This window comes from Rhizobium sp. BK312 (genome assembly GCF_014193605.1).
Taxonomy (GTDB): Bacteria; Pseudomonadota; Alphaproteobacteria; order Rhizobiales; family Rhizobiaceae; genus Rhizobium.
The window spans coordinates 331,890-354,050 of the sequence record NZ_JACHZP010000006.1; the positions used below are offsets into that span (position 1 = coordinate 331,890).

The window sequence follows — 22,161 nt, forward strand, 5'->3', positions numbered from 1 at the left end:
CATCATGGCACCGAACTCATCCGCTCAGAATGGGGCTGCCCAGAACGGGAAAGCCTATAAATACATCGATCACTCCTATGATGTGATCGTCGTCGGCGCCGGCGGCGCCGGCCTGCGCGCCACGCTCGGCATGGCCGAGCAGGGCTTCCGCACCGCCTGCATCACCAAGGTCTTCCCGACGCGCTCGCACACCGTCGCGGCGCAGGGCGGTATTGCCGCCTCGCTGCAGAACATGACGCCGGACAGCTGGCAGTGGCACCTTTACGACACCGTCAAGGGCTCCGACTGGCTCGGCGACGTCGACGCCATGCAGTACATGGTCATGGAAGCGCCGAAGGCCGTTTACGAGCTTGAGCATTACGGCGTGCCCTTTTCGCGCAACGAGGAAGGCAAGATCTACCAGCGCCCATTCGGCGGCCACATGCAGAATTTCGGCGAGGGGCCGCCGGTGCAGCGCACCTGCGCTGCCGCCGACCGTACGGGCCATGCCATCCTACACACGCTCTATGGTCAGTCGCTGCGCAATAACGCTGAATTCTTCATCGAGTATTTCGCGCTCGACCTTATCATGTCCGACGATGGCAGCCGCTGCACCGGCGTTGTCGCCTGGTGCCTGGATGACGGCACGATCCATCGCTTCGCCGCCAAGATGGTGGTGCTGGCGACCGGTGGCTACGGCCGCGCCTATTTCTCGGCGACGTCTGCCCATACCTGCACCGGCGACGGCGGCGGCATGGTAGCCCGCGCCGGCCTGCCGTTGCAGGACATGGAATTCGTGCAGTTCCATCCGACCGGCATCTACGGTTCGGGATGTCTCATCACCGAAGGTGCGCGAGGCGAAGGCGGCTATCTTGTCAATTCCGAGGGCGAGCGTTTCATGGAGCGCTATGCTCCTTCGGCGAAGGACCTTGCTTCGCGTGACGTCGTCTCGCGCTGCATGACGCTTGAGATCCGTGAGGGTCGCGGCGTTGGCAAGAACAAGGATCACATCTTCCTGCATCTCGACCATCTCGATCCGGCCGTGCTGCATGAGCGCCTCCCGGGCATTTCCGAAAGTGCCCGCATCTTCGCCGGCGTCGACGTGACCCGTGACCCGATCCCCGTCCTGCCGACCGTTCACTACAACATGGGCGGGATTCCCACGAACTATTGGGGCGAAGTGCTGAATGCCGACAGCAACAATCCCGAGCGCGTGCTGCCGGGCCTGATGGCCGTCGGCGAAGCCGGCTGCGCTTCGGTGCATGGCGCCAACCGCCTCGGCTCGAATTCGCTGATCGACCTTGTGGTCTTCGGCCGCGCCGCCGCCATCCGCGCCGGCCAGGTCATCGACCGCGTCGGCCCGGTTCCTCCGGTCAATGTCGCGGCCTGCGATAAGATCATGGAGCGCTTCGATCGCCTGCGCCATGCCAGCGGCTCGACGCCGACGGCAGCGCTGCGCGAAAAAATGCAGCGCGCCATGCAGGAAGATGCGGCCGTGTTCCGCACCCAGGAATCGCTGGAATCCGGCTGCCGCCGTCTTTCGGAAATCTGGGGTGAAATGTCCGACATCAAGGTCACCGACCGTTCGCTGATCTGGAATTCCGATCTCGTCGAAACGCTGGAACTCCACAATCTGATGGCCAACGCCATCACGACGATCTACGGCGCCGAGGCCCGCAAGGAAAGCCGCGGCTCGCATGCTCGCGAAGACTATACCGAGGGTAAGTTCGCCGGCCGCGACGACGAAAACTGGCGCAAGCATACGCTTGCCTGGGTTAACGAGGCAGGCGACGTGAAGCTCGACTATCGTCCGGTTCACACCGACCTGATCGCCGAAGGCATCGATCCGCACAAGATCGAGCCGAAGGCACGCGTGTACTGATCTGAGAGGAACTGACCATGGTTGAACTCGCTCTTCCCAAGAACTCTCAGATGCGCGAAGGCAAGGTCTGGCCGAAGCCGGTCGGTGCCAAGAACACGCGCGAATTCCGCGTCTATCGCTGGAGCCCGGATGACGGCCAGAACCCGAGCATCGATACCTACTATATCGATATCGATGATTGCGGCCCGATGGTGCTCGATGGTCTGCTCTACATCAAGAACAACATCGACCCGACGCTGACATTGCGCCGCTCCTGCCGCGAAGGCATTTGCGGCTCCTGCGCGATGAACATCGACGGCACCAACACGCTCGCCTGCACCAAGGGTCTGGACGAGATCAAGGGCACGGTGAAGGTCTACCCACTGCCGCACATGCCCGTCGTCAAGGACCTCGTGCCGGATCTGACGAACTTTTACGCGCAGCATCGCTCGATCGAACCCTGGCTGAAGACGGTATCACCGCCGCCGGCCAAGGAATGGAAGCAGAGCCATGAGGACCGCCTGAAGCTCGACGGCCTTTACGAATGCATCCTGTGCGCCTGCTGCTCGACCTCCTGTCCGAGCTACTGGTGGAACGGCGACCGTTACCTCGGTCCGGCCGTTCTGCTGCAGGCCTACCGCTGGCTGATCGATTCCAGAGACGAAGCCAAGGGCGAGCGTCTCGACAATCTCGAGGATCCGTTCCGCCTCTATCGCTGCCATACGATCATGAACTGCGCCCAGACCTGCCCGAAGGGTCTGAACCCGGCCAAGGCGATCGCCGAGATCAAGAAGATGATGGTCGAGCGGCGGGTCTGACCCGCCGTTTCCGGCCATTTAATTGCAAAATCAAGGTGCTCCGGCAGGTTCGCCGAAGCGCCTGCATGTCCTCTAGGTGGCACGCGATATGCTGCTGTCGCGAACCGCTTTCGAGTACAGGCGGGCCTCGGAGAGGCAACCGAATTGACCGCTCGCAGTCATTTTGGATGAGTTGCCGCGGACTAAGCCTTGAAACCACCCGATTCTTGTCCAGCTATGGCCTTCGGCAATTTGTGGCGGTATCGACTTGATTAACCAAAGTGAAATACGATAATTCGGACATCATTAAATATCACTTTGCCGATGTCAGCGGTGGACAATCATTTAGGAGTGTGATGATGCAGTTTAGATATGCAGTGACGGCTGCGGCGATTGGCCTGTCGCTTGCCGGTTGCCAGCGCACGGCATACAACAACGACAGTTATTCTTCTCCGCCGCCACTGCAGGCTCAGCCTGTTCCTTCCGTACAATCCAGCCAGCTTCCGCCCGCGGGCGCCGGCAACGGTTCGCAGTTCCCGGCCGCTCCTGCGAGCGCGCCGAATGCAGCCAATCCAGCACAGCAGCAGGCGATGGCGGCGTCCGCCATGGATGTCACGAAGGAATCGATGGTCGGCAGCTGGAAGGTCAGCAACGGCGGATCGAGCTGCGACATGTTCCTGACGCTGACGAACCTCGGCAGTGGCTCGCGCGGTGGCACGCGTGGTTGCGCTGGCGAGCTGACCTCGATGGGGTCGTGGGAGGTTTCCGGCAAGCAGGTCCTGTTGAAGAATCGTGACGGCTCGACGATCGGTACGGTCTACAAGACGGCCGCTTCGCGCTTTGACGGTTCGACCGCCTCCGGTCAACCGCTCAGCCTCAGCCGATAAGCTTATTTGAAAGGGGTGGCATCCTCTGGATGCGCCCCATTTGCACAGGCGGATATTTCCCCATGCAGCCGATGCCAGATTACTCGATCAGCGTCTGCGAACAGCTGAAGGCGCTGACGGCGTCCGGATCCCTTCAGGTGGATTCGGCGCAGATGGATGTGGCGAAAAAGCTGGACCGCGTGCTTGCCGATTTCAAGCGGAAACGGCCCGCGGCAAAGTCCAGCGCGCTGGGGTGGATGTTCGCCGCGCGCAAGAAATCGGCCGAGACCATCAAGGGCCTCTATATTCACGGCAGCGTCGGCCGCGGCAAGACCATGTTGATGGACATGTTCTTCGCAATGGCGCCCTGCCCGAAAAAGCGCCGGGCGCATTTTTTCGAGTTCATGAACGATGTGCACAACCGGATTGCGGCGCAGCGGCTGAAATTCAAGAACGGCGAGACAAAGCAGACCGACCCCATGCCGCCAGTTGCCGCCGATCTCTACGCCGAAGCCGAACTACTGTGCTTCGATGAATTCACGGTCACCGACATTGCCGACGCGATGATCCTCTCGCGGCTGTTTTCCGAGCTGTTTTCGCTCGGCTGCGTGCTGATCGCCACCTCGAATGTCGAGCCGGACAATCTCTATCGTGACGGGCTCAATCGTGGCCTTTTCCTGCCCTTCATCGATCTCCTGAAGAAGCATGTCGATATCGTGACTCTGGATTCGCCGACCGATTACCGCATGGAGAAGCTGAACAGCCAGCCGGTCTATCTCACTCCGCTTGACCAGCGCACCGACATGGCGATGGACGCCTCCTGGATGCAGGGGCTGCATGGGCGCAAGGCACAGCCGACTGAGATCCCGATGAAGGGGCGCTCCATCCATGTCCCGCTCGCCGTCGATCGCATGGCGCGTTTTTCCTTCGCCGATCTTTGCGACGCGCCGCTCGGGCCTGCCGATTTCCTCGCCATCGCCGAGCGTTTCGATACGATCTTTCTCGATCACGTGCCGAAGCTTGGTCCGGACAAGCGGAACCAAACGAAGCGTTTCATCATTTTGATCGATACGCTCTACGATCATAATATCCGGCTTTACGTCTCCGCAGCCGCGATGCCGGAAGAGTTGCTTGAGGAGCGCCGAGGCACCGAAGGCTTCGAATTCGACCGGACCGCATCGCGGCTTTTCGAAATGCGCAGCGCCGAATATCTCGCCCAGACTCCGGCAAGACGGGCCGCCGAGTAACAAATCGGTGACGGATTGACTTACGTTTACGTAAGAATTTTTCGATCTAACCGATTGAAATCCCTGATCTCAAAATAATCAATTGCCAATTTCGGCCTTTGGGTCTATGCGAGTGGCGGCATGGGTGGATGCCTTGCAGGTGTCCCGCCACGGATTTTGATCGCAAAGGATACACCGAAATGGCGCGCAACAAGATCGCACTTATTGGTTCTGGCATGATTGGTGGCACGCTGGCGCATCTCGCCGGCCTGAAGGAACTGGGCGACATCGTCCTGTTCGACATCGCGGATGGCATTCCTCAGGGCAAGGGCCTCGATATCGCCCAGTCCTCTCCCGTCGAAGGCTTCGACGCCAACCTCACCGGCGCCAGCGACTATTCTGCGATCGAAGGCGCTGACGTCTGTATCGTCACCGCTGGCGTTCCCCGCAAGCCGGGCATGAGCCGCGACGATCTTCTCGGCATCAACCTCAAGGTCATGGAACAGGTCGGCGCCGGCATCAAGAAGTATGCTCCGAACGCTTTCGTGATCTGCATCACCAATCCGCTCGACGCCATGGTCTGGGCGCTGCAGAAGTTCTCGGGTCTGCCGACCAACAAGGTAGTCGGCATGGCCGGCGTGCTCGATAGCTCGCGCTTCCGCCTCTTCCTCGCCAAGGAATTCAACGTATCGGTCGAAGACGTCACGGCTTTCGTTCTCGGCGGCCACGGCGATTCGATGGTGCCGCTCGCCCGCTACTCCACCGTTGCCGGCATCCCGCTGACGGACCTCGTCACCATGGGCTGGCTCACTGCCGAGCGCCTCGAGGAAATCATCCAGCGCACCCGTGACGGCGGCGCCGAGATCGTCGGCCTGCTCAAGACCGGCTCTGCCTATTACGCCCCGGCTGCTTCCGCCATCGCGATGGCCGAATCCTACCTCAAGGACAAGAAGCGCGTCCTGCCCTGCGCCGCTCATCTCGACGGCCAGTACGGCGTCAAGGACATGTATGTCGGCGTTCCCACCGTCATCGGTGCCGGCGGCATCGAGCGCGTGATCGAGATCGACCTGAACAAGGCCGAAAAGGAAGCCTTCGACAAGTCGGTCGCAGCTGTTGCGGGTCTTTGCGAAGCCTGCGCCACGATCGCGCCGTCGCTGAAATAATCTAGCCGTTCCAACAGGGATAGACCCATGAACATTCATGAATACCAGGCCAAGGCGCTGTTGAAGAGCTATGGTGCACCCGTCGCGGACGGCGTTGCCATCTTCTCCGCCGACGAAGCCGCCGCCGCTGCCAAGCAGCTCCCAGGCCCGCTCTACGTCGTCAAGAGCCAGATCCATGCTGGCGGCCGCGGCAAGGGCAAGTTCAAGGAACTCGGCCCCGACGCCAAGGGCGGCGTTCGTCTCGCCAAGTCCGTTGACGACGTCGTCGCCAACGCCAAGGACATGCTCGGCAACACGCTGGTGACCAAGCAGACCGGCCCGGCCGGCAAGCAGGTCAACCGCCTCTACATCGAAGACGGCGCGGACATCGACCGCGAACTCTACCTCTCGATCCTGGTCGACCGCTCCGTCGGTCAGGTCGCTTTCGTCGTTTCGACCGAAGGCGGCATGGACATCGAGACCGTTGCGCACGACACGCCGGAAAAGATCATCACCGTCGCCATCGACCCGTCGACGGGCGTGACGGCTGCCAATACGGCTGCTCTTTCCGACGCGCTGAAGCTTGAGGGTGCAGCCCGCGAAGATGCCGCCAAGCTCTTCCCGATCCTCTACAAGGCCTTCGTCGAGAAGGATATGGCGCTCCTCGAAGTCAACCCGCTGATCGTTATGACCAACGGCCGCCTGCGCGTTCTCGACGCAAAAGTTTCCTTCGATGGCAATGCTCTCTTCCGTCACGAAGACGTCCGTGCGCTGCGCGACACGTCCGAAGAAGACGAGAAGGAAATCCAGGCGCATGAATACGACCTCGCCTATGTCGCCCTCGACGGTAACATCGGCTGCATGGTCAACGGCGCCGGTCTTGCCATGGCAACCATGGACATCATCAAGCTTTACGGCGCTGAGCCGGCGAACTTCCTCGATGTCGGCGGTGGCGCCACCAAGGAAAAGGTCACGGCCGCCTTCAAGATCATCACTGCCGATCCGGCTGTCCAGGGCATTCTGGTCAACATCTTCGGCGGCATCATGAAGTGCGACGTCATTGCCGAAGGCGTGCTCGCCGCCGTCAAGGAAGTCGGTCTGAAGGTTCCGCTCGTCGTTCGCCTCGAAGGCACGAATGTCGAGCTCGGCAAGAAGATCATCAACGAATCCGGTCTCAACGTCATCTCAGCAGATGACCTGGACGATGCCGCCCAGAAGATCGTGAAGGCAGTCAAGGGCTGATCGGGATGGCTGCTTCCTTCGCTCCAACGGCTGCTCACCTTCGCCTCGGTGCCTTTGCCGGCACCTGGGAAGGGGAAGAGCATGTCGCGGCTTCGGCCTGGACGAAGGAAGGTACGGCAACCGCGCGCCTCACGGCTGAGTGTCTGTTCGGCGGATTTTTCGTCGAACAGCGCTACGTGCAGACGCGGGACGGCTGCACGTCGTTCGAAGCCCGGAACATTCTCGGCTTCGACGCTGCGGATCAGGCCTACAAGCTCTATCAGTTCGATACGGTGGGCTTTACGCCCGCCGCGCCGGCCTCCGGCGAATGGATCGACGACAAGCTTGTCTTGACCAAAGTCTCGCCGCGCGGTCAGCAACGCACTCTCTTCCAGTTCGAAAATGAAGACTGCTACCGCATGGGCGTCACGTTCTCGCCCGCCGGCAGCGATACATGGCAGGAGGTCGTCAGCGGCTTATATCGCCGCGTTGCCTCCGCGTCTTCCAACCTCTCGTAACAAAGGCCTCGCATGTCTATTCTCATCAACAAAGACACCAAGGTTCTGGTTCAGGGCCTGACCGGCAAGACCGGTACCTTCCACACCGAACAGGCGCTTGCCTATCACGGCACGAAGATGGTCGGCGGTATCCACCCTTCCAAGGGCGGTGAAACCTGGACCGGCAAGGACGGCGAAAAGCTGCCGATCTTCAAGTCCGTCGCCGAAGGCAAGGACGCGACCGGCGCCAACGCCTCGGTCATCTACGTACCGCCGGCAGGCGCTGCGGCTGCGATCCTCGAAGCGATCGAAGCCGAGATCCCGCTGATCGTCTGCATCACGGAAGGCATTCCGGTTGCCGACATGGTCAAGGTCAAGGACCGCCTGATCAAGTCGAAGTCGCGTCTGATCGGACCGAACTGCCCGGGCGTTCTCACCCCGAACGAATGCAAGATCGGCATCATGCCGGGCTCCATCTTCAAGAAGGGCTCCGTCGGTGTTCTCTCGCGCTCCGGCACGCTGACCTACGAGGCCGTGTTCCAGACTACCAATGAAGGTCTCGGTCAGACGACGGCTGTCGGCATCGGCGGCGACCCGGTCAAGGGCACCGAATTCATCGACATCCTGGAAATGTTCCTCGCCGACGACGAAACCAAGTCGATCATCATGATCGGCGAAATCGGCGGTTCGGCTGAAGAAGAAGCCGCGCAGTTCCTAAAGGACGAAGCCAAAAAGGGCCGCAAGAAGCCGATGGTCGGTTTCATCGCCGGCCGCACGGCACCTCCCGGCCGCACGATGGGCCATGCCGGCGCCGTGATTTCCGGCGGCAAGGGCGGCGCGGAAGACAAGATTGCAGCGATGGAAGCGGCAGGCATCCGCGTGTCGCCGTCGCCGGCGCGTCTCGGCAAGACACTGGTGGAAGTCCTGAAGGGCTGAGCCTACCTATAGCAAGGCCGGACGGGGCGGCAGTCGCCTTGTCCCGTCCGGTTTAGATATTCGCAAGTGCATACCGACGGCCTTGATGGCCGCGAATGAAATACGGTCGCCGGGGACCCGAAAACCGGCAATGCAAACAAGTTGGGAGACGGGCGAGAGCGCCCGCAGATTCACCATGGCAAGGCAAGAAGCCAACGAGCAATTTCAGATCACCTCGTTCCTGGATGGCGCCAATGCTGCCTATATCGAGCAGCTCTACGCGCGCTACGAGGACGATCCTTCATCGGTATCCGACGAGTGGCGGTCGTTCTTCAAGGCGCTCGAGGATAGCCCCGACGATGTGAAGAAGGCGGCCAAGGGCGCCTCCTGGCAGCGCAAGAACTGGCCGATCCCGGCAAAGGGCGATCTGGTCTCCGCGCTCGATGGCGACTGGGGCGTTGTTGAAAAGGTCATCGAAACCAAGCTGAAGGCAAAGGCGGAAACCGCCGGTACGCCGGCGAGCGCAACCGACGTGCTGCAGGCGACGCGCGATAGCGTTCGCGCCATCATGATGATCCGCGCCTATCGCATGCGCGGCCATCTGCACGCCAAGCTGGATCCGCTCGGCATCGCCGCTCCGGTCGAAGATTACAAGGAGCTGTCGCCGGAAGCCTATGGCTTCACGGAGGCCGACTTCGACCGCAAGATCTTTATCGACAACGTGCTCGGCCTCGAATTCGCAACCATTCGCGAGATGATCGAGATCCTCGAGCGCACCTATTGCTCAACGCTCGGCGTCGAGTTCATGCACATCTCCAATCCGGAGGAAAAAGCATGGATTCAGGAGCGCATCGAAGGGCCGGACAAGGGCATCGCGTTCAATCCCGAGCGCAAGAAGGCCATCCTGCAGAAGATCATCGAAGCCGAAGGCTACGAGCAGTTCCTCGACGTCAAGTTCAAGGGCACCAAGCGTTTCGGCCTCGACGGCGGTGAGTCGCTGATCCCGGCGCTCGAGCAGATCCTCAAGAGCGGTAGCCAGCTCGGTCTTCGCGAAGCCGTCTTCGGCATGGCTCACCGCGGCCGTCTGAACGTGCTGTCCCAGGTCATGGGCAAGCCGCATCGCGCCATATTCCACGAGTTCAAGGGCGGCTCCTATGCGCCGGACGAAGTCGAAGGTTCAGGCGACGTGAAGTACCATCTCGGCGCGTCCTCGGACCGCGATTTCGATGGTGCCAAGGTACACGTGTCGCTGACGGCAAACCCGTCGCACCTTGAAATCGTCAACCCGGTCGTCATGGGCAAGGCTCGCGCCAAGCAGGATATGGGCGCCACCCAGTGGGATGGCGACATCATCCCGCTATCCGAGCGTGCCAAGGTCGTGCCGCTGCTCATCCATGGTGACGCGGCTTTCGCCGGGCAGGGCGTCGTTGCTGAAATCCTTGGTCTCTCCGGTCTGCGCGGCCATCGCGTTGCCGGCACGATGCACGTCATCATCAACAACCAGATCGGTTTCACCACCAATCCGGCCTTCTCGCGCTCGTCGCCCTATCCGTCCGACGTCGCCAAGATGATCGAAGCGCCGATCTTCCACGTCAACGGCGACGATCCGGAAGCGGTTGTCTATGCCGCGAAGATCGCGACTGAATTCCGCATGAAGTTCCACAAGCCTGTTGTGGTCGACATGTTCTGCTATCGCCGTTACGGCCACAATGAAGGCGATGAGCCGTCCTTCACGCAGCCGAACATGTACAAGGTCATCCGCGCCCATAAGACGGTGCTGCAGCTCTACTCGCAGCGGCTCATCAACGAAGGCGTGCTGACCGAAGGCGAAGTCGAAAAGATGAAGGCCGACTGGCGTGCCCATCTCGAGCAGGAATTCGAGGCCGGCCAGTCCTACAAGCCGAACAAGGCCGACTGGCTTGACGGCGAGTGGTCCGGCCTGCACACGGCCGACAATGCCGACGAGCAGCGCCGCGGCAAGACCGCCGTGCCGATGAAGTCGTTGAAGGAAATCGGCCGCAAGCTGTCGGAAATCCCGGCCGGCTTCCACGCGCACCGCACCATCCAGCGCTTCATGGAAAACCGCGCCAATATGGTGCAGACGGGCGAGGGCATCGACTGGGCCATGGCGGAAGCCCTGGCATTCGGTTCGCTCGTCGTCGAAGGCCACAAGATCCGTCTGTCCGGTCAGGATTGCGAACGCGGCACCTTCTCGCAGCGCCATTCGGTTCTCTACGATCAGGAGACCGAAGAGCGCTACATTCCGCTCGCCAATCTCTCGCCGACGCAGGCCCGCTACGAAGTCATCAACTCGATGCTCTCGGAAGAAGCGGTTCTCGGCTTCGAATATGGCTACTCGCTTGCCCGTCCGAACGCGCTGACCCTCTGGGAAGCCCAGTTCGGCGATTTCGCCAACGGCGCGCAGGTCATCTTCGATCAGTTCATCTCGTCGGGCGAACGCAAGTGGCTGCGCATGTCCGGTCTCGTCTGCCTGCTGCCGCATGGCTATGAAGGCCAGGGTCCGGAACACTCTTCGGCTCGCTTGGAACGCTATCTGCAGCTCTGCGCCGAAGACAACATGCAGGTCGCCAACGTCACGACGCCGGCGAACTACTTCCATATCCTGCGCCGGCAGTTGAAGCGCGACTTCCGCAAGCCGCTGATCCTGATGACGCCGAAGTCGCTGCTGCGCCACAAGCGTGCCGTGTCGACGCTTGCGGAAATGGCGGGCGAAAGCTCCTTCCACCGCCTGCTGTGGGACGATGCGGAAGTGATCAAGGATGGCCCGATCAAGCTGCAGAAGGACAACAAGATCCGTCGCGTCGTCATCTGCTCGGGCAAGGTCTACTACGATCTGCTGGAAGAGCGCGAGAAGCGCGGCATCGACGATATCTACCTCCTGCGTATCGAACAGCTCTATCCGTTCCCGGCCAAGGCGCTCATCAACGAGCTCAGCCGCTTCCGCAATGCGGAGATGGTCTGGTGCCAGGAAGAGCCGAAGAACATGGGCGCATGGTCCTTCATCGATCCGTATCTGGAATGGGTGCTTGCCCATATCGATGCCAAGTACCAGCGCGTTCGCTACACCGGCCGTCCGGCCGCCGCCTCCCCGGCGACGGGCCTGATGTCCAAGCATCTGTCGCAGCTTGCGGCGTTCCTCGAGGACGCGCTCGGCGGTTGAGGGGTTGCGCGATGGCCTATTTTCATCTGAAACTTGTGCCGCCGCGCCCCAGCTTCCCGCATGACGCCACGGAGGAGGAGATGGCCGCCATGCAGCAGCACGCCGCCTATTGGCGAGAACATGCGAATGCCGGGACGGCAATTGTCGTCGGCCCGGTCTTCGCGCCCGGTGGTGCTTTCGGCGTGGCTATCGTCGACGTCGAGCATGCCGATGCGGCCAAGTCGCTTGGTGATGCCGATCCCGTTCTTCGCGCCGGGCTCGGTTTCCGTATCGAAATCTCGCCGATGCCCTCACTCATTCTCCGGTCCTCTGTCGCCGGAATTCCATCCAACTCATAAAGACGAAAAATCAGGATTTGAACAATGGCCACTGAAATCCGCGTTCCTACCCTCGGCGAATCCGTCAGCGAGGCGACCGTCGGTACTTGGTTCAAGAAGGTCGGCGATGCCATCAAGGCCGATGAGCCGCTTCTCGAACTCGAAACCGACAAGGTGACAATCGAAGTTCCGGCGCCCTCCGCCGGTACGCTTTCCGAAATCGTTGCCCAGGCGGGCGAAACCGTAGGTCTCGGCGCGCTGCTCGGCCAGATCTCCGCCGGCAACGGCGCTGCAGCCGCTCCGGCACAGGCTGCTGCACCCGCCGCCGCTGCTCCGGCCCCTGCATCTGCTGCACCGGTTGCCGCCTCCGCCGTTTCCGCTCCAGCCTCTTCCATGCCGCCGGCACCGGCTGCCGGTAAGCTGCTTGCTGAAAACAATCTCTCTGCCGATCAGGTCGAAGGCAGCGGCAAGCGCGGCCAGGTCCTGAAGGGCGACGTCATCGCTGCTGTCGCCAAGGCTGCTTCGGCTCCTGCCGCTGCACCGGCAGCACCCGTTGCCGCTCGCGCCCCGACCGCCGTCGAGGACGTCAGCCGCGAAGAGCGCGTCAAGATGACACGCCTGCGCCAGACGATCGCCAAGCGCCTCAAGGATGCGCAGAACACCGCCGCCATGCTCACCACCTACAATGAGGTGGACATGAAGGCCGTCATGGACCTGCGCAACAAGTACAAGGATATCTTCGAGAAGAAGCATGGCGTGAAGCTCGGCTTCATGGGCTTCTTCACCAAGGCCGTCACCCACGCGCTGAAGGAACTGCCGGCTGTCAACGCCGAGATCGACGGCACCGACATCATCTACAAGAACTACTGCCACGTCGGCATGGCTGTCGGCACCGACAAGGGTCTTGTCGTTCCTGTGATCCGCGATGCCGACCAGATGTCGATCGCGGAAGTTGAGAAGGAGCTTGGCCGTCTGGCGAAGGCTGCTCGCGACGGCACATTGGCGATGGCCGATATGCAGGGCGGTACCTTCACCATTACCAATGGCGGCGTCTACGGTTCGCTGATGTCCTCGCCGATCCTAAATGCGCCGCAGTCGGGCATCCTCGGCATGCACAAGATCCAGGAGCGTCCGGTTGCCATCGGCGGTCAGGTCGTCATCCGTCCGATGATGTATCTGGCGCTCTCCTACGATCACCGCATCGTCGACGGCAAGGAAGCCGTGACTTTCCTAGTGCGCGTCAAGGAAAGCCTGGAAGATCCGGAACGTCTCGTTCTCGATCTCTAAGGGGAGCGTTGGATCATGTCGACATGGCCCATGCGGACGCTGCGCGGATTGTTGTGCGCCGTCGCCGCATGGGTGCCATCCTCCGCCGGCGCGGGCGAACTCGACATTTCCAAGTTCAGCAGCAATCTCGATCTGGCGTCGCTTGGCGACGCCGATCTTGCGACCCGCTCGATCAAGGTCCTGCACATCGGCAAGGTGGAACTGACCTCCGGGCGCATCGTCGCAAGCGACCCGCTCGTCGGGCCTGACCGCGCGGCATTTACCCGCTCCGTCTCCCCTGGCGATTATCCCGTCACCTTGTATCAGGCCTTCGGCCGCATCGCTGCGGCCAGCATGCGTTTTGCCGAGGGCAAGCCGGTGCGCTGGGAACTGGCCGTGGTCCCCGGCCAGGATATCAGCTCGCTGAAGAATGATGAGTTCTTCGGCTATCCGGTCGATGCCGGTCTTGGCTGCTACATGGATGCCGAGACCTGCGCGCTGATCCAGGAGCGCGAAAAACAGGTCCAGGCGGAGAAGGCGTCGTCAGATATCGACTACTACGACGATGTTCTGGCATCCGAGTTGCAGCCGAATAAGGACGACTATGCCCTGCATCGACCCGTATCAGGCAAACGGGGCAACGTAGCCGTTTTCGCGAGCGGCTGGGGCGATGGCTTCTATCCGGTGTTCTGGGGGCTGGATGCCGCCGGCAAGCCGCTGGTTCTGTTCACCGATTTCGGCGTGATCGAGAATGCCGACGGCCGGCGCGAGCCGGGAGGGCAATGATGATGCCGGCTCGGACCATGATGACAAAACTGGCTTCGACGCCCTTGGTAACGTTGGCTTGGGCGGTGGCTCCCGTCGCTGTGCAGGCGGAAGAGTGCGCACAGGAAAAGGCTGTCTATGTCGATATGGACAATGCCTATGAGCTGCGCTTCGAACCCATGGGCTCGGAATCATCCGTCAGCAACAGATTCAAGCTGGCAGTGCGCAACACCAATATCGTGGCCGATGGGATCGTGATGCGCACGGACGACCATCTGCGCGCCGATGGACGGATCATGTTCGAATGCCCTGAAGGGGATGTAACTGGGGCCGATCTCAGAGCCTGCACAGTGTGGCAGGGCATGGTCTATGCCTCGGATCTGAAGGGCCATATCCGTGCGCTGCCGGCGGAAGGCGAGAGTGCGGCGGATCGGCTTTTCCTGCCGGCGCTCGGTCCCTCGATCCAGAAATCGTCCCTCTGGGGCAAGGGCAAGGCGACAGTCGCGCCCTGGGATGTCCTTAGTCTGAAAGGATGCAATCAATGACCGACGACGCACCTGTTCTTCTCGTGACCGGCGGCAGCCGTGGCATCGGCGCCGCGATTTGCCTGGCAGCCGTTCAGCATGGCTGGGCCGTGGCGGTCAATTACGCGTCCAACAAGGATGCGGCCGAAGCGGTGGTCGGGACGATCGTTGACGCCGGCGGCGTGGCGATCGCGATCCCTGGAGACGTCGGCAACCCCAAGGATATCAAAGCCATTTTCGCCAAGGTCGACGCGCATTTCGGCCGCATCGACGGGCTCGTCAACAATGCCGGCATCGTCGACATCATCCAGCGCCTGGATGAAATGACGCCGGAGCGGATCGATCGTATGTTCCGCATCAACGTCACGGGTTCGATGCTGGCGGCGGCTGAAGCCGTGCGCCGCATGTCGACCCGGCATGGCGGCAAGGGCGGGGTGATCGTCAACGTCTCCTCCATGGCCGCCATGCTCGGCGGCGGCGGACAATATGTCGATTATGCCGCCTCCAAGGGCGCGATCGATACGTTCACTGTGGGGCTTGCACGCGAGGTGGCGGCGGAAGGCATTCGAGTCAATGCCGTCCGACCGGGAATCATCGATACCGATATCCACGCTGCCGCCGGGCTACCGGACCGAGCTCGTGATATCGCACCGCAGCTGCCGATGAAACGAGCGGGAACGGCCGACGAGGTCGCTGATGCCATCCTCTACCTTTTGAGCCCGCACGCATCCTATATAACGGGTGCCGTGCTCGACGTGAGCGGCGGTCGCTGATCGGAAAGGGTCGATAGATGCAATATATTCTCGAATTCCTCGGCCTGATGGCGGTGTTCTCGATCTTTATCGTCGTGCCCGGCGCCGATTTCGCCGTGATCCTGCGCCAGAGCATCGTGCATGGCCGCTGCGCCGCCATGATGACCGGGCTCGGCATGGGCTTCTCGCTGCTCTTTCACATCAGCTACACCATTCTCGGCCTCGGGCTGATCGTCTCGCAGTCGCTTGTCTTGTTCAGCCTGATCAAATGGGCAGGCGTAGCCTATCTCGTCTATCTCGGCCTCAAGTCCTTCCGCCAGCCGGGATTCCAGGTGAAAGATGTCGAGATCACCGAGGAAGACCGCAAGCCGGTTTCCGTCTGGCGTTGCCTGGCGACGGGCTTCGTCACCAATGCGCTCAACCCGAAGCCGGTGCTGTTCTTCCTGTCGCTATTTTCGACGCTCGTTCATCACGATACGCCGGCGCTCATCCAGTTCAGCTACGGCATCGGCATGGCGGCGGCGCTTGTCGCCTGGTTTGCCGGCGTTTCCACCTTCTTCACCGTCAAGCCGGTGCGCGATCGTTTCATCGCATCAGGCAAATGGTTCAACCGCATCACCGGAGCGGCGCTCGTCGGCTTCGGCATCCGCCTCGCCTTGGCACGGGCGACCGACTAACAAAGATACTAAACAAGGAAATTAAGGCATGTCCTACGATGTAATCATTATCGGAACCGGCCCCGGCGGCTATGTCTGCGCAGTCAAGGCAGCGCAGCTCGGCCTGAAGGTCGCGGTCGTCGAAAAGCGCGCGACCTATGGCGGCACCTGCCTCAACGTCGGCTGCATCCCGTCCAAGGCGCTGCTGCACGCTTCCGAAGTGTTCCATCATGCCGGCCATGGCATGGATGCGCTCGGCGTTGAAGTCGCAGCACCGAAGCTCAATCTCGAAAAGATGCTGGCGCACAAGGACGCGACCGTGAAGTCGAACGTCGACGGCGTCGCCTTCCTTTTCAAGAAGAACAAGATCGATGCCTTCCAGGGCACCGGCAAGATCGTTGCCGCAGGCAAGGTTTCCGTCACGGCCGATGACGGCAAGGTCACCGAGATCGAAGGCAAGAACATCGTCATCGCCACCGGTTCCGACGTTGCCGGCATCCCGGGCGTGCCGCTTGAGATCGACGAGAAGGTCATCATCTCCTCGACCGGCGGCATCGCGCTCGACAAGGTGCCGGGCAAGATGATCGTGGTCGGCGGCGGCGTGATCGGCCTCGAGCTCGGCTCGGTCTGGTCGCGCCTCGGCGCGAAGGTCACCGTCGTCGAATATCTCGACACCATCCTCGGCGGCATGGACGGCGAAGTCTCCAAGCAGTTCCAGCGTATGCTCGCCAAGCAGGGCATCGAATTCCATCTCGGCGCCAAGGTTGTCGGCGTCGAAAAGTCCGGCAATGGCGCGAAGGTTACCTTCGAGCCGGTCAAGGGCGGCGACAAGGTCGTGCTCGATGCCGATGTCGTTCTCGTTGCCACGGGCCGCAAGCCGTACACGGCAGGCCTCGGCCTCGAAGAAGCTGGCGTTACGCTTGACAATCGCGGCCGCGTCGAAATCGATGGCCACTTCAAGACCAATGTTGCCGGCATCTATGCCATCGGTGACGTGGTGAAAGGGCCGATGCTGGCACACAAGGCGGAAGACGAGGGCGTGGCGCTTGCCGAGATCCTTGCGGGCCAGGCTGGTCACGTCAATTACGATGTCATTCCAAGCGTCGTCTATACGCAGCCGGAAGTCGCCTCCGTCGGCAAGACCGAGGAAGAGCTGAAGGCCGCAGGCATCGCCTATAAGGTCGGCAAGTTCCCGTTCTCCGCCAACGGCCGCGCCCGCGCCATGCTGGCGACGGACGGCTTCGTCAAGATCCTTGCCGACAAGGAAACGGACCGCGTTCTCGGCGGGCACATCGTCGGCTTCGGCGCCGGCGAAATGATCCACGAGATCGCCGTGCTGATGGAATTCGGCGGTTCGTCGGAAGATCTCGGCCGCACCTGCCATGCGCATCCGACGATGTCGGAAGCCGTCAAGGAAGCCGCGCTCGCGACCTTCTTCAAGCCGATCCATATGTAAGATCGAACCATCCCGGCGAGACAAGCGCCGGGATTGCAATGCTTGCCTGATGATGCGATGTACGGGGCTCCCGTGCATCGCATCGTCCAATCGTTTTCACCAATAAAGCAAGCATGTCACGTCAAAACCCAGCCGGTCGTCTATCCCTGAAACTTTTCGTTGCGACAACGCTCGCACTCCTCGTTACCGTTGCGGCCCCCGCCCATGCGGAAACGCCCGTCGTCAGCTGGCCTCAGGCGGCAAGCGATCTGCCGGTGGAGCAGGGAATCCGCTTTGGGACCCTGCCGAACGGAATGCGCTATGCCGTCATGCACAATGCGACGCCGGCCGGGCAGGTGGCGATCCGCTTCCGCATCGGCGCCGGCTCGCTGCAGGAGCGTGATGACCAGCAAGGTCTGGCGCATTTCCTCGAGCACATGGCCTTCAAGGGCTCAACCCATGTGCCGGAAGGCGAGATGGTGCGCACCCTTCAGCGTCTTGGCCTGGCTTTCGGCGCGGATACCAATGCGTCGACGAGCTACGGCGAAACTGTTTATGCGCTGGATTTGCCGGAAGCCAAACCGGAGACGGTTTCGACCGGCCTGATGCTGATGCGCGAGACGGCGAGCGAGCTGACGCTCGATGCCGGCGCCTTCGACCGCGAGCGCGGCGTCATCCTTTCGGAAGAGAAACTGCGCGACACGCCGCAATATCGTGGCGGGACTGGTCTCCTCGCTCAACTGCTGCCAGGGCAGCGCGTGCCGCAGCGCCCGCCGATCGGCAAGACCGATATCATCAGCAACGCTCCAGTCGATCTGCTGCGGGACTTCTATCGCACCTATTATCGCCCCGATCGCGCCAGCCTGATCGTCGTCGGCGATATCGATGCGGCCGCCGTCGAAGCCGATATCCGCACGCGCTTCGGTAATTGGACCGCCGCCGCACCTGCACCATCAGACCCTGACCTCGGCACTCTCAAAAGCCATGGCGAGCGCGTCGGCACGGTCATTGTGCAGGGTGGTGCAACCCGTGTGCAGCTTGCCTGGACGCGCACTTACGACGCTTCGCCCGACTTGGTGGCCAAGCGCCGCGCGCAGCTGGTCGAGGATATCGGCCTGGCCGTTCTCAACCGGCGCCTGTCCGTTCTGGCGCAGCAGCCCAATCCGCCCTTCGTCAGCGCGCAGGCCGGTGCGCAGGATCTGCTGAAATCAGCCCATGTCGCGATGATTGCCGCCGATAGCGATCCTGCGAAGTGGCAGGCCGCCCTGGCGGCCATCGATCAGGAACAACGCCGCATAGCGCAGTTTGGTGCCGACCAAAGCGAGATCGACCGCGAAATTGCCGAGTATCGCTCCACGCTCCAGGCTGCCGCGAACGGAGCTGGGACGCGCGCGAGCCCGGATATTGCCGGTTCGCTCAGCTGGAGCGTCGGTGAAAACATGGTCTTCACCTCGCCTGCGGACGATCTGGCGCTATTTGATGCCGCGATGAAAGACCTGCGTGCAGAGGAGGTCAACCAGGCCCTTCAGCGCGTCTTTGCCGGCAATGGTCCGCAGCTGGTGCTGCAGATCCCGCAAATGCCCGAGGGCGGCGATGCCGCTGTCGAGAAGGCCTATGCCGATTCGCGCGCCGTGGCGGTAAAGGCGCCGGAACAGATGGCTTCGGTCGCATGGCCCTACACCGATTTCGGCAAGCCGGGCGATGTCGTCGAACGCCGGACGGTCGATGATCTCGGCGTGACCATGGTGCGTTTCGCCAATGGTGTCCGCCTGACTGTCAAGCCGACGAAGTATCGTGCCGACGAGGTTTTGGTGCACGCCGAAGTCGGCCACGGTCGGCTGGATCTGCCCAATGATCGCGCGCTGCCGATCTGGGCGACGCCGGCGCTGCCGCTATCCGGCCTGAAAGCCATCAGCTATGACGATATCCAGAAGACCTTTGCCGCGAAGGTCGTGAGCATCGATTTCGCCATTCAGGATGCCGCCTTCAAGTTCGAAGGCGCCACGCAGCCGCGCGACCTGCAGACGCAATTGCAGCTGCTGACCGCCTATGTCTCCGATCCGGCCTATCGCCCCGATGTCTTCAAACGGGTCCAGCAAGCCTATCTGAACATGCTTCCCCAGCTTCAGGCGACGCCGGGCAGCGTGGTCGGGCGCGATCTTTCCGGCCTCTTGCATTCCGGTGATCCGCGCTGGACGTTCCCGGACCGGACACAACTGACGGATACCAAGCCGGAAGATTTCGAAAGCCTCCTGCAGCCCGCTCTTTCGAAGGGGCAGATTGAAGTTATCATCGCCGGCGACGTCGGGGTCGATGATGCCATTCGCTTGACGGCGCAAACTTTCGGCGCCTTGCCGGTTCGCAGCGACGGAGAGAAACTGAGCAACGGTTCCGGTGTGCATTTTCCGGCGCCGACGATCGATCCGGTCGTTCGGCTTCATGACGGGCGCAGCGACAGCGCCGGTGCCGCCGTCGCCATCCCGATCGGCGATTTCCTTTCCGATCTGTCGCGAGCGGCCGCCGCGAATGTCGCCGGAGCGATCCTGCAGAATCGCGTGGTCGACCAGTTCCGCATCGCCGAGGGCGCTACCTACAGCCCTCAGGGCGAAGTCGACCTATCAAGATCGATCCCTGGCTATGGTTTTGCCTATCTTTATGTCGAGACCACGCCCGCCAAGGTGGATCATTTCTTCGAGCTGGTGGACAAGATAGCCGCCGATCTCGGCAATGGAGACGTTTCGCCCGATGAACTGACGCGGGCCAAGGTTCCGATCATCGAGGCGGTGAAGCGCTCGCAGCAGACCAACGGCTATTGGCTCCAGAACCTTCGCGATGCCCAGACCGATCCCCGGCGCCTCGACCGTATTCGCAGGAGCATCAGCGGCTACGAGGCGGTGAACGCCGAGGATGTCCGCGCCATTGCCGCGACCTATCTGAAGCCGGGCACATCCTGGCGGCTGAAGATATTGCCGGCGGATGGATCGGCCGTGCGTTAGTCCATTATCTGCCGGCCAAATTGCCGCAGCCGGCATTTGCCGATCGGGTGGCATCGCAATGTGTGGTAGCCTGCGGACGTCGAATAAAGACGGATGAAACCATGTCTGCAAGGCCTTTAATGGTGAAGCCCCTTATGCCGCATCCGGCGTTGCCGGATGCCGATTGGGCTGACTGCTACCAACTGAAGATTCCGAACTCGGATCTGACGGCGATTGCCGCCGCCCGAACGATGCTCAGCCGCTTTCCATTTTGGGTGCGGCTGCTGATACGGGTGCGCGATGTGGTAACCGGCTTGTTCGGTTTGAGATCCAGCAGCGACCTTCGGGCGGAGGAGTGGGAGAAGATCGGCTTCTTTCCCGTCGTCAGCAAGTCCGACAATCAGGTCGTGCTCGGGTTTGACGACCGGCATCTCGATTTTCGGGTCGTCATCGACGTTCGGAACGACGATCAGGGGCGTCGGCTGGTCGATGCGACGACGCTTGTCCGGCGGAACATATTGCTTGGCCGGATCTATCTCGCAATCATTACGCCATTCCACCGGCTGATCGTCGCAACGATGCTTGCCGATCTCGGCAAGCGGATGCAAACGGTCAGTTTACCGCCGTCACCGTAAAGCCCTGCTTGCGCAGCAGCGCCACAAGGCCCTGGTCGCCGACGAGGTGAAGCGCGCCAACGGCGATGAAAGCGTTGCCCTTGTTGAGAACGGGCGCGGCACGCTCGGCCATGACCTTGTTGCGGTCGAGGATGATGCGCTGCTCGAAAGCGGCGGTATCGGCATCCGTGATCTTCTGATCCGGTTCGATCACCTTCAGCATCGGGATCATCGCGCCGATATTGCCGGCGATATAGAGCTCCGTCATCGTTTCGTTGACGTCGTTGATCTTGTCGCCCAGTTCGAGCGTCTGCATCAGCGATTTCAGATGCAGCGCCACCGGCAGATCACTCATGGCCTTGGCTTGCTCGGCCAGCGTTTCGAGACCGACGACTTTCTTACCCTCGGCGGCGGCGTCGCTCGCCAATTTTTGGTCAAGGAATTTCGCGCCGGCCGTCTTGCGACGAACCTCGCAGCCCGTCATCTCGAAGGAGCTCGAGATCAGCCAGGGCTGCATGCGGGAGACGGCGGCAAGCGCAATGCCGCGTTCCTTGAGGCCTGCTTCCAGCCGGGCATTTTCTTCGGGTGTGAGATGCTGGCTGATCGTCGAGCCGTCGGTGAGCATGGTGAGTGAGGGATTGGCGAAGAGGGCAGCGGCGGCTTTCTTGTCATCGAGGATCTCATCCGATTCGACAACGATCGTATCGGCTGATGCAACGGCGTCTGCAGCGCCCTTGGGCATGATGAGCACGCGTGTATCCGAGACATGCATGGTGCCGAGCAGCCATGACGGCTTCAAGCCGGGCTTTTCGATCTTCCAGAAGATACCCTTGCCGTTCTCCACCTTGTCGCCGGCGGCGATGATGGAGGCGTATTTTGTCGGATCGTTCTTTTGAAGTTCGGCCATGAGATCCTTGCCGCCGCAGCTGTCGGAGACTGCGCCTTCGGCATGGGCCGGCCGCAGCGTCAGCATCGTCGCGACCAGCAGCACCGCAAGCATCAGCGGAAAGGCAGTGGCAAGCCAGAGCAGCATATCGCCAAGTGTCGGCTTCATCGACCGCATCGTCTTGGACCCGAGGGCAGAAATCATCAAAATCTTCCGTTCGCAGAGAGCATGACCGTTAAGGTCCGAAAGCGGCTTTCGGAGGGCATGCCGGGACATGGTTCTGCTT

General features: G+C 61.5%; 19 protein-coding genes. 18 read left to right on the forward strand and 1 reads right to left on the reverse strand.

What is annotated here, in order from left to right; genetic code table 11:
• Positions 1–4 precede the first annotated feature (4 nt).
• The 18 genes from sdhA to FHT85_RS19225 all read left to right on the forward strand — a co-directional run bounded on the left by sdhA (position 5) and on the right by FHT85_RS19225 (position 21,010).
• The gene (gene sdhA / locus FHT85_RS19140; RefSeq protein WP_015341416.1) at positions 5–1,861 is read left to right on the forward strand and encodes a succinate dehydrogenase flavoprotein subunit; all 1,857 of its coding nucleotides are present in this window, start codon (positions 5–7) and stop codon (positions 1,859–1,861) included.
• Positions 1,862–1,878: 17 nt separating this feature from the next.
• Positions 1,879–2,658 (forward strand): succinate dehydrogenase iron-sulfur subunit, encoded by a 780-nt coding sequence (locus FHT85_RS19145; protein WP_015341415.1) that lies wholly within the window; start codon positions 1,879–1,881, stop codon positions 2,656–2,658.
• 338 nt (positions 2,659–2,996) lie between these two features.
• Positions 2,997–3,524, forward strand: coding sequence for a protease inhibitor Inh/omp19 family protein (locus tag FHT85_RS19150; RefSeq protein ID WP_015341413.1), 528 nt, complete (start codon positions 2,997–2,999; stop codon positions 3,522–3,524).
• 62 nt (positions 3,525–3,586) lie between these two features.
• Positions 3,587–4,750 carry a cell division protein ZapE gene (gene zapE, locus FHT85_RS19155; protein ID WP_112412626.1) on the forward strand — a complete coding sequence of 388 codons (1,164 nt, stop codon included), beginning with the start codon at positions 3,587–3,589 and terminating at the stop codon, positions 4,748–4,750.
• 179 nt (positions 4,751–4,929) lie between these two features.
• Positions 4,930–5,892 carry a malate dehydrogenase gene (mdh, locus tag FHT85_RS19160; RefSeq protein WP_015341411.1) on the forward strand — a complete coding sequence of 321 codons (963 nt, stop codon included), beginning with the start codon at positions 4,930–4,932 and terminating at the stop codon, positions 5,890–5,892.
• Between the two features lie 27 nt (positions 5,893–5,919).
• On the forward strand, positions 5,920–7,113 hold the full coding sequence (gene sucC, locus FHT85_RS19165; protein ID WP_112400497.1) for an ADP-forming succinate--CoA ligase subunit beta: 1,194 nt from the start codon (positions 5,920–5,922) through the stop codon (positions 7,111–7,113).
• Positions 7,114–7,118: 5 nt separating this feature from the next.
• Positions 7,119–7,610 (forward strand): DUF1579 family protein, encoded by a 492-nt coding sequence (locus tag FHT85_RS19170; protein ID WP_112412627.1) that lies wholly within the window; start codon positions 7,119–7,121, stop codon positions 7,608–7,610.
• Positions 7,611–7,622: 12 nt separating this feature from the next.
• Complete coding sequence (gene sucD / locus FHT85_RS19175) at positions 7,623–8,525, forward strand: succinate--CoA ligase subunit alpha (protein WP_068388874.1); 903 nt, start codon at positions 7,623–7,625, stop codon at positions 8,523–8,525.
• A 175-nt stretch (positions 8,526–8,700) separates the two neighbouring features.
• Complete coding sequence (locus FHT85_RS19180) at positions 8,701–11,685, forward strand: 2-oxoglutarate dehydrogenase E1 component (RefSeq protein WP_112336365.1); 2,985 nt, start codon at positions 8,701–8,703, stop codon at positions 11,683–11,685.
• An 11-nt stretch (positions 11,686–11,696) separates the two neighbouring features.
• Positions 11,697–12,023: a YciI family protein gene (locus tag FHT85_RS19185; RefSeq protein ID WP_112412628.1), complete on the forward strand. Its 327-nt coding sequence runs from the start codon at positions 11,697–11,699 to the stop codon at positions 12,021–12,023.
• A gap of 24 nt (positions 12,024–12,047) precedes the next feature.
• Positions 12,048–13,289 (forward strand): 2-oxoglutarate dehydrogenase complex dihydrolipoyllysine-residue succinyltransferase, encoded by a 1,242-nt coding sequence (gene odhB, locus FHT85_RS19190; RefSeq protein ID WP_112412629.1) that lies wholly within the window; start codon positions 12,048–12,050, stop codon positions 13,287–13,289.
• A 15-nt stretch (positions 13,290–13,304) separates the two neighbouring features.
• Positions 13,305–14,054 (forward strand): DUF4241 domain-containing protein, encoded by a 750-nt coding sequence (locus FHT85_RS19195; RefSeq protein WP_112412630.1) that lies wholly within the window; start codon positions 13,305–13,307, stop codon positions 14,052–14,054.
• Positions 14,055–14,071: 17 nt separating this feature from the next.
• Positions 14,072–14,578 carry a hypothetical protein gene (locus tag FHT85_RS19200; protein WP_405047997.1) on the forward strand — a complete coding sequence of 169 codons (507 nt, stop codon included), beginning with the start codon at positions 14,072–14,074 and terminating at the stop codon, positions 14,576–14,578.
• Positions 14,575–15,330: an SDR family oxidoreductase gene (locus FHT85_RS19205; RefSeq protein WP_112412631.1), complete on the forward strand. Its 756-nt coding sequence runs from the start codon at positions 14,575–14,577 to the stop codon at positions 15,328–15,330. The genes FHT85_RS19200 and FHT85_RS19205 overlap by 4 nt, the downstream gene beginning before the upstream one ends.
• Before the next feature lie 17 nt (positions 15,331–15,347).
• Complete coding sequence (locus tag FHT85_RS19210; protein ID WP_112412632.1) at positions 15,348–15,986, forward strand: LysE family translocator; 639 nt, start codon at positions 15,348–15,350, stop codon at positions 15,984–15,986.
• Positions 15,987–16,014: 28 nt separating this feature from the next.
• A complete protein-coding gene (gene lpdA, locus FHT85_RS19215; RefSeq protein WP_112412633.1) occupies positions 16,015–17,421 on the forward strand; it encodes a dihydrolipoyl dehydrogenase in 1,407 nt (468 codons plus the stop codon).
• Positions 17,422–17,534: 113 nt separating this feature from the next.
• Positions 17,535–20,396 (forward strand): M16 family metallopeptidase, encoded by a 2,862-nt coding sequence (locus FHT85_RS19220; protein WP_112412634.1) that lies wholly within the window; start codon positions 17,535–17,537, stop codon positions 20,394–20,396.
• A gap of 101 nt (positions 20,397–20,497) precedes the next feature.
• Positions 20,498–21,010, forward strand: a complete 513-nt coding sequence (locus FHT85_RS19225) for a DUF2867 domain-containing protein (RefSeq protein ID WP_183774222.1) — start codon at positions 20,498–20,500, stop codon at positions 21,008–21,010.
• On the opposite strand, the gene FHT85_RS19230 is transcribed toward FHT85_RS19225, so the two are convergent.
• Complete coding sequence (locus tag FHT85_RS19230; RefSeq protein WP_112412636.1) at positions 20,988–22,079, reverse strand: TraB/GumN family protein; 1,092 nt, start codon at positions 22,077–22,079, stop codon at positions 20,988–20,990. The genes FHT85_RS19225 and FHT85_RS19230 overlap by 23 nt on opposite strands.
• Between the last annotated feature and the right edge of the window lie 82 nt (positions 22,080–22,161).

What these genes read in the sequence shown, in the direction of transcription:
- sdhA (WP_015341416.1), top strand. Translation starts at nt 5, where the DNA reads ATGGCACCGAACTCATCCGCTCAGAATGGGGCTGCCCAGAACGGGAAA.
- FHT85_RS19145 (WP_015341415.1), top strand. Translation starts at nt 1,879, where the DNA reads ATGGTTGAACTCGCTCTTCCCAAGAACTCTCAGATGCGCGAAGGCAAG.
- FHT85_RS19150 (WP_015341413.1), top strand. Translation starts at nt 2,997, where the DNA reads ATGCAGTTTAGATATGCAGTGACGGCTGCGGCGATTGGCCTGTCGCTT.
- zapE (WP_112412626.1), top strand. Translation starts at nt 3,587, where the DNA reads ATGCAGCCGATGCCAGATTACTCGATCAGCGTCTGCGAACAGCTGAAG.
- mdh (WP_015341411.1), top strand. Translation starts at nt 4,930, where the DNA reads ATGGCGCGCAACAAGATCGCACTTATTGGTTCTGGCATGATTGGTGGC.
- sucC (WP_112400497.1), top strand. Translation starts at nt 5,920, where the DNA reads ATGAACATTCATGAATACCAGGCCAAGGCGCTGTTGAAGAGCTATGGT.
- FHT85_RS19170 (WP_112412627.1), top strand. Translation starts at nt 7,119, where the DNA reads ATGGCTGCTTCCTTCGCTCCAACGGCTGCTCACCTTCGCCTCGGTGCC.
- sucD (WP_068388874.1), top strand. Translation starts at nt 7,623, where the DNA reads ATGTCTATTCTCATCAACAAAGACACCAAGGTTCTGGTTCAGGGCCTG.
- FHT85_RS19180 (WP_112336365.1), top strand. Translation starts at nt 8,701, where the DNA reads ATGGCAAGGCAAGAAGCCAACGAGCAATTTCAGATCACCTCGTTCCTG.
- FHT85_RS19185 (WP_112412628.1), top strand. Translation starts at nt 11,697, where the DNA reads ATGGCCTATTTTCATCTGAAACTTGTGCCGCCGCGCCCCAGCTTCCCG.
- odhB (WP_112412629.1), top strand. Translation starts at nt 12,048, where the DNA reads ATGGCCACTGAAATCCGCGTTCCTACCCTCGGCGAATCCGTCAGCGAG.
- FHT85_RS19195 (WP_112412630.1), top strand. Translation starts at nt 13,305, where the DNA reads ATGTCGACATGGCCCATGCGGACGCTGCGCGGATTGTTGTGCGCCGTC.
- FHT85_RS19200 (WP_405047997.1), top strand. Translation starts at nt 14,072, where the DNA reads ATGATGACAAAACTGGCTTCGACGCCCTTGGTAACGTTGGCTTGGGCG.
- FHT85_RS19205 (WP_112412631.1), top strand. Translation starts at nt 14,575, where the DNA reads ATGACCGACGACGCACCTGTTCTTCTCGTGACCGGCGGCAGCCGTGGC.
- FHT85_RS19210 (WP_112412632.1), top strand. Translation starts at nt 15,348, where the DNA reads ATGCAATATATTCTCGAATTCCTCGGCCTGATGGCGGTGTTCTCGATC.
- lpdA (WP_112412633.1), top strand. Translation starts at nt 16,015, where the DNA reads ATGTCCTACGATGTAATCATTATCGGAACCGGCCCCGGCGGCTATGTC.
- FHT85_RS19220 (WP_112412634.1), top strand. Translation starts at nt 17,535, where the DNA reads ATGTCACGTCAAAACCCAGCCGGTCGTCTATCCCTGAAACTTTTCGTT.
- FHT85_RS19225 (WP_183774222.1), top strand. Translation starts at nt 20,498, where the DNA reads ATGTCTGCAAGGCCTTTAATGGTGAAGCCCCTTATGCCGCATCCGGCG.
- FHT85_RS19230 (WP_112412636.1), bottom strand. Translation starts at nt 22,079, where the DNA reads ATGATTTCTGCCCTCGGGTCCAAGACGATGCGGTCGATGAAGCCGACA.